Origin of the sequence: Paenibacillus sp. IHBB 3054 (genome assembly GCF_051594305.1) — a bacterium.
Classification (GTDB): domain Bacteria; phylum Bacillota; class Bacilli; order Paenibacillales; family Paenibacillaceae; genus Paenibacillus_AQ.
Genome location: NZ_JBOFBG010000041.1, coordinates 1 through 12,783, shown reverse-complemented (window position 1 = coordinate 12,783; position 12,783 = coordinate 1). Strand labels below are relative to the sequence as shown.

At 51.3% G+C, this 12,783-nt stretch carries 12 protein-coding genes; 8 read left to right on the top strand and 4 right to left on the bottom strand.

Annotated features, from left to right (window positions below):
* The first annotated feature begins 9 nt into the window (after nt 1–9).
* The 7 genes from ACQ76X_RS29425 to ACQ76X_RS29395 all read left to right on the top strand — a co-directional run bounded on the left by ACQ76X_RS29425 (nt 10) and on the right by ACQ76X_RS29395 (nt 6,999).
* Nucleotides 10–477 carry an Lrp/AsnC family transcriptional regulator gene (locus ACQ76X_RS29425; RefSeq protein WP_038589500.1) on the top strand — a complete coding sequence of 156 codons (468 nt, stop codon included), beginning with the start codon at nt 10–12 and terminating at the stop codon, nt 475–477.
* Entirely contained in the window at nt 474–1,103 is a 630-nt protein-coding gene (locus tag ACQ76X_RS29420; protein ID WP_438497320.1) for a LysE family translocator, read from the top strand. The genes ACQ76X_RS29425 and ACQ76X_RS29420 overlap by 4 nt, the downstream gene beginning before the upstream one ends.
* Nucleotides 1,100–2,389: an MFS transporter gene (locus tag ACQ76X_RS29415; RefSeq protein ID WP_438497319.1), complete on the top strand. Its 1,290-nt coding sequence runs from the start codon at nt 1,100–1,102 to the stop codon at nt 2,387–2,389. Before ACQ76X_RS29420 ends, ACQ76X_RS29415 begins: the two co-directional genes overlap by 4 nt.
* 54 nt (nt 2,390–2,443) lie before the next feature.
* Nucleotides 2,444–3,202 (top strand): class I SAM-dependent methyltransferase, encoded by a 759-nt coding sequence (locus tag ACQ76X_RS29410; RefSeq protein WP_438497318.1) that lies wholly within the window; start codon nt 2,444–2,446, stop codon nt 3,200–3,202.
* A gap of 198 nt (nt 3,203–3,400) precedes the next feature.
* On the top strand, nt 3,401–4,096 hold the full coding sequence (locus tag ACQ76X_RS29405; protein WP_340899235.1) for a response regulator transcription factor: 696 nt from the start codon (nt 3,401–3,403) through the stop codon (nt 4,094–4,096).
* Nucleotides 4,097–4,128: 32 nt separating this feature from the next.
* Nucleotides 4,129–5,505 (top strand): sensor histidine kinase, encoded by a 1,377-nt coding sequence (locus ACQ76X_RS29400; protein ID WP_438497317.1) that lies wholly within the window; start codon nt 4,129–4,131, stop codon nt 5,503–5,505.
* A gap of 150 nt (nt 5,506–5,655) precedes the next feature.
* A complete protein-coding gene (locus ACQ76X_RS29395) occupies nt 5,656–6,999 on the top strand; it encodes a glycosyl hydrolase family 8 (RefSeq protein WP_438497315.1) in 1,344 nt (447 codons plus the stop codon).
* 41 nt (nt 7,000–7,040) lie between these two features.
* On the opposite strand, the gene ACQ76X_RS29390 is transcribed toward ACQ76X_RS29395, so the two are convergent.
* Both ACQ76X_RS29390 and ACQ76X_RS29385 read right to left on the bottom strand, forming a co-directional pair.
* The gene (locus ACQ76X_RS29390; RefSeq protein WP_438497314.1) at nt 7,041–8,288 is read right to left on the bottom strand and encodes a CynX/NimT family MFS transporter; all 1,248 of its coding nucleotides are present in this window, start codon (nt 8,286–8,288) and stop codon (nt 7,041–7,043) included.
* Nucleotides 8,289–8,506: 218 nt separating this feature from the next.
* Nucleotides 8,507–8,611, bottom strand: a complete 105-nt coding sequence (locus ACQ76X_RS29385) for a YjcZ family sporulation protein (protein WP_218642530.1) — start codon at nt 8,609–8,611, stop codon at nt 8,507–8,509.
* A 216-nt stretch (nt 8,612–8,827) separates the two neighbouring features.
* On the opposite strand from ACQ76X_RS29385, the gene ACQ76X_RS29380 reads away from it, so the two are divergent.
* Complete coding sequence (locus ACQ76X_RS29380) at nt 8,828–10,543, top strand: ABC transporter ATP-binding protein (RefSeq protein WP_438497313.1); 1,716 nt, start codon at nt 8,828–8,830, stop codon at nt 10,541–10,543.
* Nucleotides 10,544–10,718: 175 nt separating this feature from the next.
* Here ACQ76X_RS29380 and ACQ76X_RS29375 read toward each other — a convergent pair whose 3' ends face one another.
* Nucleotides 10,719–11,600, bottom strand: coding sequence for a carbohydrate ABC transporter permease (locus ACQ76X_RS29375; RefSeq protein WP_438497312.1), 882 nt, complete (start codon nt 11,598–11,600; stop codon nt 10,719–10,721).
* Between the two features lie 58 nt (nt 11,601–11,658).
* Nucleotides 11,659–12,540, bottom strand: coding sequence for a carbohydrate ABC transporter permease (locus ACQ76X_RS29370; RefSeq protein WP_438497311.1), 882 nt, complete (start codon nt 12,538–12,540; stop codon nt 11,659–11,661).
* Between the last annotated feature and the right edge of the window lie 243 nt (nt 12,541–12,783).

Below are 12,783 nucleotides of genomic sequence, written 5' to 3'. Positions count from 1 at the left end.
TTTGATAATATGGATTCTTTGGATCACAAAATCATCAATGCACTTATGGCGAATGGAAGAATGACCTGGGCCGAGCTTGCCGGACTGCTTGGCCTCTCTTCTCCTGCGGCTGCTGACCGGGTTCGGAGACTGGAGGAGCAAGGAATGATCAAAGGCTATACGGCGTTGATTGACGCCGAATCTGCCGGTTTTGGGTTGGCGGCGCTCATTGCGGTTTCGCTGGAGCGGCCAACGCACCGGCAGGCTTTTCTGGAATTGGTGCTGAAGCTGCCGGAAATTCAGGAATGCCATCATACGGCTGGAGATGACGACTACATTCTGAAGATCCGCTGCCGGGGAACCCGCGATCTTGACCGGATCATCAGTGAGGAGCTGAAAAGCCTGCCGGGTATTGTGCGGACCCGCACAACGATTATCCTCGGAACGGTTAAAGAAACACCGAATGTCCCGCTGTCGCCTGAAGACACTGCACCATGATCAGCTGGCCCGCCCTCTTCAGCGGCTTCGGTTTCGGGTTTATTATTGCCGCTCCTGTCGGTCCCATGTCTCTGCTGTGCATTAACCGGACACTGAAGCATGGCTTCTGGGCAGGCCTGGCGACCGGTGCGGGAATTGCGTTTGCCGATGTACTGTATGCTCTGGCTACCGTCACCAGCTTCCGAATTGTGAATGAGTTTACTTCTGCCTATGATCTGCCGCTCCGGCTCATCGGCAGCCTCTTCCTCGGGGTTCTTGGAGTAAAAGCTCTGTGGCCGGGCAAATCCGGTGCCAAACCGGAAGCCGTCCGCAGCGGAATAGCCTACAGCATGTTCTCCTCCTTTCTTCTGACTTTGGCTAATCCGGCCACCATTCTAAGCTTCATGGCGCTCGCAGCTTCTCTTGGAAATACTGTCGGGTCTTCCCTGTTCCTCCCGGCTGGAATTGCGCTCGGCTCCTGCTGCTGGTGGCTGCTGTTATCTGCTATTATCTGCTGGATCAGCGGCAAACTGCCTGAAGCCTTCATCTACTCGCTGAATCTGATCTCCTCGATCATACTGATCCTGTTCAGCTTATACGGCATCAGCTTGGCCTTATTGGGGGCAGGGGGGGTGAATCCGGCTTGAAACACGCCACATTATATTCTGCATCCAGGAAACCAACACGTCCCTTGTCGCTGGCCCGCTTCCTCAGCGGTTACTTTATCTCCAGAGTCGGAGATGCGCTGTACACCTTCTGCTTACCGCTGCTGTCCTACAGGCTCACTGGCTCAGTGTTGGTAATGAGTTCCATGTTCGCCGTCAGCATACTGCCTGTCATTATCTTCGCTCCCTTCACAGGGGCCATTCTCGACCGTTTCAACCGCAAGCGGCTGATGCTGTGCACCGATGCCGCAAGAATGGGACTGATTGCCCTAATCCCTGTCCTCGAGCATTATGGCCTGCTCACCGTCTGGTTCCTGTATGTCGTTACCCTGCTGTTGTCCTTGTTGTCTACAGCTTATGACATTGCAGTTGTAACCCTCATTCCAGCCTTATCAGGGAAGGAATTGACCCGCGGCAACGCCGGAGTGCAGACCGCCGGACAACTGGCCGAGATGATCGGACCGGCGATAGCCGGGGGGCTGGCGTCATTTCTTAGTCTTTCATCTATTCTCTGGCTCGATGTCGTTTCCTTCGTGGTCATTCTCTCTATATTGTTCCGGCTTCCCAAGGAGCCCAAACGCCCCAGGAACCAGCAGCATATTCTCATAGATATGGCGCAGGGCTTCAGCTGGCTGATCCGCAATCCGGTGCAATTGTCCTTGTCGCTCCAGGCAGCCATCGGCAATTTCGGCTACAGCGCTGCTTATGCTACGCTTACCTACTATTTAATTACGACGCTTCAACTGCGGCCCGGACAAATCGGCATGACTTATACCCTGCTCGCTGCAGGCGGTGTAGCCGGGAGCCTCGCGGTCATGTATCTGGACCGGTACTTCAAGCGCGGCCGTCTGATCCCTTTTCTGCTGCTGGCCGGGACCTGCGGCTTCCTGCTGGCAGCATGGAGCCGTTCCTGGCTCGCACCGGGCATCGGATTTGCCCTGGTAACCGCCTGCAATACAGCTTGGTCCGTCTTATCGGCCTCCGTCCGCCAGGAGAATGTCCCGCCGGAACTGCTCGGCAGGGTTCTCAGCTTCTCCAGAGTGCTGACCCGCACCGCCATGCCTGCCGGCGCCTTGCTCGGAGGCTGGATGACCGGTGCGCTGACTCCGGGTGCGGTCTTCCTGCTGGCCGCCGGTGCAAAACTGCTTGAGGTTGGCATTGCTCTAGCCTCTCCTATCCGCAGGCTGGGAATGGAGAATGTCCATGGGCAGGGTGGGATGATAGGCTTAACCAATAAACTCTATTCGATTTATATATTTCACTTATAAGATAACGCATGATACAACAGAAGTATTCCTGTTTGACCTGAAAGGAGACTTCCGATGAATCAGCAATGGAATACCGGTACCTATGATACGGATATGGCCTTTGTTTCCCGCTTCGGAGAATCTTTGATTCATCTGCTGCAGCCGCAGCCGGGTGAACGAATTATCGATTGGGGCTGCGGCACTGGAGATTTGGCCGCTGCCATCGCTGATCATGGGGCAGCTGTTACAGGGATCGATGCATCCCCTGAGATGATAAACGCTGCCCGCAGCAAACATCCGCAGCTGGAATTTGTGCTGGCGGATGGCCAATCCTATTGCGCAGATGTTCCCGCCGATGCCGTCTTCAGCAACGCTGCTCTGCATTGGCTGCAGGATGCGCAAGGGGCCGCTGCAAGCATTGCCGCCAGCCTGCGGACCGGAGGGCGGTTCATTGCCGAATTCGGCGGGCAAGGCAACATCGCCTCGGTCGTAGACGGGCTGCCGCGTGCTTTTGCCGCCATCGGGTGCAGCGGCAAGCTAAAGCTGCCCTGGTATTTCCCCAGCATCGGGGAATACGCGTCACTCCTGGAACGGAACGGGATGACCGTTGAACTTGCCCTATGCTTCGGGCGGCCAACACCGCTTGCTGGCGGAGAGCAGGGTTTCAGCCGCTGGCTGAACACCTTTGCGGATGGAATTCTGAGCGTGCTCAGCGGCCCGCAGCGTGAGGATGTGCTGGCTTTCATGGAAAAGGAGCTGAAGCCCGTTCTGTTCCAAGAAGACGGCTGGATCATGGATTACCGCAGAATCCGGATTGCCGCCAAGAAACAGTAAGAAACAAAGAGCGTACCGGAGGTTATTTTCCGGTACGCTCTTTGTTTCTTCATACTTGCTGACCGTTGCTTCTTTGCTGTTGCTCCCCATTCTCGTCTTGGGATTGGGGGGACATTATATCCCTTTCCACGATTATTAGCTACAATGAAGACGCAACTAAGCTTTGCTGATAGGTTACGTAAGAGAGGTGGATTTCCGATGAGTCAAACAATACTGATAGTAGACGATGAAAGAGAGGTCGTCGATTTATTGAAATTGTATATAGAGAACGAAGGATACCATGTGCTTGAAGCTTTTGACGGGAAGGAAGCTCTGGAAATCGTACAAAATCATACCATTCATTTAATTGTGCTGGATATCATGATGCCTGAATGTGACGGATTTCAGGTCGTGAAGGAATTGCGCCAGTCCTTGTCGGTACCGGTTATTCTGCTGTCTGCGCGTGTGCAGGATCATGATAAAATTCTGGGACTCAAAATTGGTGCTGACGATTATATCACAAAGCCCTTCAATCCATTGGAGGTTGTGGCGCGAATAGAAGCCCAGTTAAGAAGATATCAATATGTCCAAACGGAGACTACTGCAGCTTCCGAGCTGGTGGAGATTGGCGGACTGGTCCTGGATAAGGCCGGTTGCCAATTGTACAAGAACGGACAACTGACAACGCTGACTTCCATTGAGTATAAATTGCTGCTTCATTTTATGGAGAATCCGGGGCGGGTATTTACGAAGCGGCAGCTCCTTGACAGTGTCTGGCAGCAGTGGTTTGGCGACGACAACACCCTGTTGGTGTACATAAGCAAGCTGCGCGATAAAATCGAAGATGAGCCAAGGAAACCGGTCTATTTAACAACGATCCGGGGGCTTGGCTACAGATTTGAAAAGAGATGCTGAGGATGTGCCGGAGAAACACAGGCGTCCGGACTATGCTGCGTATTCACTACTTCCTCTTGGTCATCGTCATCAGTGTCATTGGAATCCTTAGTATATTATATGCATCCAAAGGAGCTGACCAGAGCTACGCAGAGACAGAGATGGATGTGGTGACGGCACAGAATTTGGTGGATGCAAATAATGATGCCGAGAGATTGAACTCCTTGCTTGATGATATCAGGAAAGTCAACGGGTGGATCGAAGTTCTGGATTCCCGGAAACTGATTACGCAATATATCGGGACGCCCCTGGACAAGTCCACACCGGAGTTGATGCTGCTGGACAAAGACCCGGAGTATGCCCCTTATATCAGCTCGATTGCTTCTTTTTTGCGAAAAGGAGTTTTGTATACCTATGTGGTGAAGATCCCTGTTGATCAGTTGGAAGTGAGCATCTGGAGCAAACAGAGCGGCACCCTACGGGATAAGCACATTCAACGTTATAACGCCCAAGCTGTACTTGGATTTATCCTCCTCTCCACCATTGTTATTTTTGTATACAGTAGATGGACAGCAAGAAAAATAAGTTATCCGCTGGCAAAGATTGCCGGAGGGATTGACCGCTTAAAAGCGGGTGATTATACAGTTCGCCTTGATTTTAAGCTGGAAAGCGAATTTCTGCAAATCCGTGATACCTTGAATGGTATGGCCGAGAAGCTCGAATGGGCCGGCGAACAAAAAAAGCGGATGGAACTGGACAGGCAGAGAATGCTGGCTGATATTGCCCATGACCTGAAAACGCCCATATCCACCTTATACGGTTATGCAAAAGCGCTGCATGAAGGAATGGTGAAAGATCCAGACAATCAAAAAAGCTATCTGCTGTCCATCTATAATAAAGCCAAACGGGTGAATGCCCTGCTGGATACATTGTTTGAGATGACACAGCTTGACCATCCTGAATTTATTTTGGACAAAAAAGAACAGGACATCGGGGAATGTATGCGTGAAACCATACTGGACCATTTCCCGGAAATCGAGGAAAAGGGGATTGAACTGGAGGTGGGAATACCTGAAGCAGTGGTGCTCTATCCTTTCGACCGAAAGCAAATGGGACGTGTATTCAGCAACCTGATCGCAAATGCGGTGCGGTACAATCCGGCAGGCACCCGCTTGCGGATCACTTTGGAGGTTCAGCCTGGCGGCCTTTACCTGGAGTTCGCAGACAACGGGAACGGGATTCCCGCGCACACGCAATCCATTATTTTCGAACCCTTCGTCAGAGGGGACAAGGCCCGGTCCAATGACGGAGGTACAGGCCTGGGGCTGGCGATCGCCCAAAAAATTGTCCATCTGCATCAAGGTTCAATTCAGCTCCTTGGTACAACAGAAGAAACTACGATCTTCCACATCTTTTTTCCCCAAATTTAAGGTTACATTAAGTTTCGTTTTAGAATCGCGAAAGTCTGGTCTGTTATGTTTAGGCTGTGAATCATACAACCATTAGCCTACCAGCCCTTATCACTGTTCAAAAGGAGGGATGATGGCATCACCTATTTTGAATAAGAGGAGTTGATGTTATTGTTCAAGCGAATTCTTTCAACTGTAACCGTTCTATCGTGTCTGGCCTTTACATTGCAGGCTGAAGCGGCAGAAGCACCTCAGCCTCTATTTTCCGGGGAAGTCTCGTCCTCTGCCGTACAAGCCATGCACCCCTTTCCGGAACATGAGCAATACCAGGCGGGTACCATCAAGCCCAACTATGTTTCCCAGAACCAGTTGGATGACGAGGTGCGCAAAAAATATAATGAATGGAAAACGAAATATTTAAAAAAACATCCCAAAAAATCGGATCAATACTACGTTTTCTACAACCTGGAAAAGGAAGCTGCCCCGGATAATGCCGTATCCTGCTCGGAGGGTCACGGTTATGGCATGTTAATCTCCGCCTTGATGGCCGGTTACGACCCGCTGGCAAAAGATTATTTTGACGGTCTCTATCGGTTCTATAAAGCGCATCCAAGCGTAAATAATCCGGCCTTAATGGCCTGGCAGCAGATTAAGACCGGTGCGGGAGATATTATTGACACACCGCCTAGCAACAGCGATGATGGAAGCCGTTCAGCTACAGATGGAGACATGGATATCGCCTATGCATTGCTGCTCGCGGACAAGCAGTGGGGAAGCAGCGGCCCAATTGATTACTTGAGCGAGGGCAAGGCAGCCATAGCTGCGATCATGAAAGAAGATGTGAATCAGCAGAAATTGAGCTTGAAATTCGGCGATTGGGTAGAAAACAACGATCCCGATTACGGCCTTGCCACCCGTCCCTCCGACTTTATGTTGAGCCATCTTCGGGCATTCGGGAATGCTGCTGGTGATCCCAACTGGGCTAAAGTCGCTGATAACACTTACGGAATTATCCAAACGATCTCCACTAAATACAGCCCTACCACCGGCTTACTCCCGGACTTTGTGGTGTGGAGCAACGGGGGTTACGCCCCTTCGCCTCCAAACCTTCTGGAAACAGACAGGGACGGGTACTTTAGCTGGAATGCCGCACGGGTTCCATGGAGAGTTCCTGTCGATTATTTACTTTCAGGCGATACGCGGGCATTGAACCAGACAAAGCTAACGAATGCATGGATATCCAAAAAAACAAATGGCAATCCAAGCAAGATTGTAGCGGGATACAAATTGAACGGTGATCCGCTTGACGACAACGATCCCGCAATTGCTTATTCCGCACCGTTTGCAGTTAGCGCCATGGTGGACTCCAGCAATCAAAATTGGCTGAATTCACTATGGAAAAGTATTATCAATGCGCCGACATCGTCCAATTCCTACTATGGCAACAGCATTAGATTGCTCTGCATGATTACGATTTCCGGAAATTGGTGGGACCCCACTGACGCAAGTAATTAAGCCACATAAGACAGTTTGTCACAGCACAACAGAACCCGCCGTTATTTGGCGGGTTCTGTTGCGTCTCCTACATACCGGTTGCTTCCGGCTCCCAGCCCCGCCACGAGCAGCAGAACACTTGCCGCTACGAGCAGTGCCAACGGACCGTTCCAGCTGTGCGTAGCGTCATGAAGCAGCCCGAACAATGCCGGTCCCATGGCTGCCAGCAGGTAGCCGATCGACTGGGCCATTCCCGACAGCTCGCTTGCCTCCTGTGTGCTGCGGGTGCGCAAGCTGAAGAACATCATTGCCAGTCCAAAGGCAAAACCTCCGGCAATGCCGATACAGATCGCCCATACCGGCATCCATGCGCTGCTGCCGAACCAAACGCCGGAGATTCCGGCCACGAACAAAACAGCCGTAATAACAACCAGCCCCCGCTGGTTCTTCAGTTTGCCTGCCCATAAAGGAACAAAAAAAGTAAACGGAAGCTGGGCCAGCTGCAGCAGTGAAAGGATCCAGCCCGCATGGCTGGAGGACATGCCCCGCTCACCGAGAATGACCGAGAACCAGGCAATCAGAACGTAATAAAGCAGAGACTGCAGGCCCATGAATAAGGTAACCTGCCAGGCGAGTGGTGAACGCCACATTTTCCCGGCTGAGCCGGGCGTGCTTGTTCCGCTGCCTTGGCCCAGGCTCTTCATCTGCGGAATCCAGAATAGAGTAGCCAGTGCAGCGACAATGAACCATAGGGCAAGCGTGCCCCGCCAACCGAACCCTGCCTGGTCCGCTATCGGAACACTAATGCCGGAAGCCACCGCTGCGCATAAATTCATCGAAACCGTATAAATCCCGGTCAGAAGACCGATACGCCCGGGAAACTTGCCCTTGATCAGTCCCGGCAGCAGCACATTGCATACCGCAATCGACAGCCCGATGATTGCGGTGCCTGCGAACAATGTGAGGGTTCCCGAGGCGGAACGGATCAGGATTCCCATCGACAATGCCAGCAGCGCCAGCATCAGCACGTTGGCAAGGCCAAAACGGCGGGCGAGCTGCGGAGCAAATGGGGACAGCAGCGCAAAAGCGAGCAGCGGCAGTGTAGTTATTGCTCCGGCAAGTGTATTGGATAATCCCAGATCATCGCGGATCATCTCCAGCAACGGTCCGACAGAGGTGAACGGGGCCCGCAGCGCCGCTGCGACAAAAATAATGCCGACCACGAGCAGAATACGTTTAGATCCTGCGTTTCCTTGGGATAAGGTGGATAATGAAGTCTGAATCTTGCGGTCTTCTTGCCTTGCTTTCATGAGGCTCCTCCTGATTGCAGCGAAAAAATCCGTCAAGCACCGGGCTTGTACGGAAATGAAGCTGTTCTATGTATCACGCTTTGTTACATTATACCCCCTTATGTATGCCGGTGCACAGATTCTTGGATTCTCAGGATAGCTTAACTATACGGCCTTCCATCTGAAAAAGCCGTCGGTCCAAAAGGACCGGCGGCTTTGGAGAAGATTAAATCAGCTGATTATACCCAGAGAGACTTAGTGATGATTACAAGCAGGATGAACAACACCAGAATCGCTCCAGTGGAAGTGAAAGCACCGCCGTATCCTCCAACATTTTCGCTCATGTTAACTCCTCCTTTATACTTGAATACTTTTAAAATATGTGGAAATATCCAGTCTGGTCTGGGTGATACGGCAAGAAATAACGCACTTCCCCTGCAATTTAAATTATTCTTGCGGTTGACAAATCGGACAACCCTCTTTAGTATCCTAAGAATAAAGGTGGTTGAGAATCACTCTCAACTAGAATACATAACATTACAGAAAAGAGTGAACAAGAGATGCTGCGTCGTTTTTTTTCCTATTATCGTCCTTATAAGAAGCTGTTTGTTCTCGACTTCACCTGTGCGGTGGGTGCGGGGCTTTTGGAGCTGGCCTTTCCGGTGGCCGTGAATAAATTTATTGATGATCTGCTCCCCGGGCAAGACTGGTCGCTAATTCTGATCGCCAGCGTTGCCCTGCTTGCCATCTACGCTCTTAATACCGCAATGAATTATGTTGTCACCTATTGGGGGCACATGCTGGGAATAAATATTGAAACAGATATGCGCAAAAAAATGTTCGATCATATCCAGAAGCTCTCCTTCCGCTTCTTCGATAACAATAAAACCGGGCATTTGCTCGGTAGGATTACCAATGATTTGAACGATATCGGCGAGGTGGCGCATCACGGTCCGGAGGATGTGTTCATTGCCATAATGACGCTGATCGGAGCCTTTATCCTGATGGCCGATATCAATCTGAAGCTGGCCGTGATCACTTTCATTATCGTGCCGATTATGGCGTGGGTCATCATCCATTTTGGACGCAGCATGACCTCTACCTACCACCGGTTATTCGGCAACGTAGGCAATTTCAATGCCCGGATCGAGGACAATGTCGGGGGAATCCGCGTCGTGCAGTCCTTTGCCAATGAAGAATATGAAAAAGAACTGTTCGCTGTTGACAACCAAATGTTCCGCCAGACCAAATTGATGGCCTACAAGCTGATGGCCAAGAGCTCATCAGTCAGTTATATGATGACACGCCTGATTACCATTGTGGTCATGGTCTGCGGCGCTTGGTTCTTTATTAAGGGAGAGCTGGAGATCGGGGAGTTTGTTGCTTTCATCCTGCTGTCCAATGTCTTTTTCCGGCCGATTGAGAAGATCAATGCCGTTATCGAGAGCTATCCGAAAGGCATTGCCGGGTTCAAGCGTTATCTTGAGGTGATTGATACAGAGCCGGATATCGCCGATAAGCCGGGTGCGGTGGAAGTCGGTTCGCTGCGTGGAGATATTATCTTCGGAAACGTCAGCTTCGGCTATGACGACAATCGTTCGGTACTGCAGGGGATCAGCCTGAAGGTCAACGCCGGGGATACGATTGCTTTTGTCGGCCCTTCCGGCGCGGGCAAAACCACAATCTGCAGCCTGCTGCCCCGCTTCTACGACGTCACCGGCGGCAGCATCTCCATCGACGGAATAGACATCCGTGACATGAAGCTGAATTCGCTGCGCAAGCAAATCGGGATTGTGCAGCAGGACGTCTTCCTGTTCTCCGGCACAATCCGTGAGAATATCGCCTACGGCAAGCTGGATGCGGAGCTTCCGGAAATCTGGGAAGCTGCCAAACGCGCCCATCTGGAAGAGCTGATTAGCAGCCTGCCGGATGGCATGGATACAGTGATCGGGGAACGCGGCGTGAAACTGTCCGGGGGACAAAAACAGCGCCTGGCCATCGCCAGAATGTTCCTCAAGAACCCTCCGATCCTGATTCTGGATGAAGCCACCTCGGCGCTGGATACGGAAACGGAAGCAGCCATCCAGCAGTCGCTGGCTGACCTGTCGGTGGGCCGTACCACCCTTGTGATTGCCCACCGTCTCACAACGATCAAAAATGCTGAACGGATTATTGTTGTAAACGAAGACGGCATCTCCGAGGAAGGCCGCCACGAAGAGCTGGTCAACGCCGGAGGCACCTACAGCCGCCTGTACCAGGCGCAGTATAATGCGTAAAACGCAGAGAATGAAATAAATGGTCAAGGAAACAATAGCGCAACGTAAGGTCGAGAATTGTCCTATGCAGGAATGATAGAACATAGGACATCATGCAGAAATAAGAACAACCTTCCGCTCTACAGCCCTATGGGCTGATTGCGGAAGGTTGTTCTGCGTTTACCTGCCTCTTTCCCTACCCCTTCACTGCACTGCCGGCCACTCCTTGAATAATGTACCTCTGTCCCAGCAGAAAAACGATAATCATCGGAATAATGCCTGCTGTCGCTGCCGCCATCATGCCGTTGTAGTCTACGTTGTTCTCAAGAATGAAATTTTGCAGGCCAAGCGGAACGGTATATAAATCCTTATCTAGCAGGAAAACCAGCGCATTCTCGTAATCATTCCAGTGCCAGGAAAAATCGATGACTGCAAGAGTAGCCAGGGCGGGCTTGGCCAGCGGCAGCACCAGCCGGAAAAAGATCCGAAAATGCCCTGCCCCGTCGATAAATGCCGCTTCGGAAATTTCCGCAGGTACGGACAGAAAGAACTGGCGCAGCATAAACACTCCAAAGATCGTGAACATGCCGGGCAGAATCAGCGCCCAATGTGTATTATAGATGCCCGCCCAATCAAACATCAGAAACTTCGGCACGAACAGCACCTGCGGCGGAACCATCATCATCGACAGGTAGACCAGGAACAGCGGCTCCCGCCCCTTGAACTGAATCCGGGCAAACCCGTAGGCGGCAAAAGCAGAGAAGAACACTGCACCGGCCATGCTGATCAGCGATATTTTCAGCGAGTTCAGGTAGTAGGTAATAAAGCTGTCATTTCCGCTCCACACCTTGATATGATGCTCCCAATTCAGGCTGGAAGGAATCCACTGAACCGGATATTTGAACACATCCGCAGGCGACTTGAACGAAGTGCTGATCATCCAGATAAAAGGCACAATCATCAGCAGCGCGAAACCGGACATCACAAGGGTTGTGATGATTTTGCGGATATTGAGGGAAGAATCAGCCTTAATCTCCTGCAGGTAAGGAGCTGCCGGTCTAATCGTTGTTTTTTGCATAGGAAATCCTCCTGGAAATTTGGTGGCGAAGCCATCACCCGGACGCTGAACCGTCCACTCAGTAATGGACCCAGCGTTTTTGGCCGACCCACTGGAACACGGTGAAGATCATGATAATTGCGAAGAGCGCCCAGCTTATGGCGGCGGCATAACCCATCTCGTAATAGCGGAAGGCATTCTGATAAATGAACAGCGACAGCACCGTTGTGCTATTTCCCGGCCCTCCCTGGGTGATCGCCTGAATGATGCCGAAGTTCTTGATCGTCATGATCAGTCCGGTGATCAGCAGCAGAAAGGTTGTAGGACTCACCAGCGGCCAGACTATTCGGCGGATGCTCTGCCAAGGACGGGCTCCGTCAATTTTGGCGGCTTCCATCAGCTCTTCGGGGATTTCCTGCAGGGCAGCCAGAAAAATAATCATATTGTAGCCCAGCATGAACCAGATCCAGATGATGTCAATCGCATACATCGAGGTTTCCGTCGTAGAGAGCCACCCTGGCGGATGGGCAATGCCGATGCCGCGCAGGAACCCGTTAATCGGACCCGAGGTCGGCTGGAACAGCAGCATCCAGACAAATGCGATGGCTACGCCGCTGGTAATGTAAGGCATGAAATAAAGCGCCCGCAGCGTTTTTTGAAAATAAACAGATTTGTTCAGAATAACCGCCACTATAAAAGCCAGCAGAATCGACACCGGAACGGCCAGCAGAAAGATAAGCGTATTCTTCAATGCTACATAAAAAAGCTCGTCTCCCAGCATCCTCGAAATGTTGTCCAGACCGACAAAATGAATCTCCGGGTCCATAAATTTGTAATCGGTGAACATCAGATAAAACGAATAGGCGGCTGGTATAATAAAAAACAACAGGACCCCGAGCATATTCGGTCCGATAAACAGATAGCCGAGCCTGCTCTGCCGCTTCATCCATGATTTGTTCATTGTTCCCCCACTCCTTAGCTGTATGATCTCGACCTAAGCATAACAAGCCTGGCGGCGGCTTTTAAGGAACATAACCACCGAATGAATATCACAGAATTACTTAATTTGCAGCTTGTCCGCTTACGGGCATGTGGATGGAAATGTTCTATTAGTGGATAAGTGGAAACGGATACCGTCCTCAAAAGGACGGTATCCGTTTCAGCGAGAAATAGAAGGATAATTTATAGCGTGAAGCATAAAAAT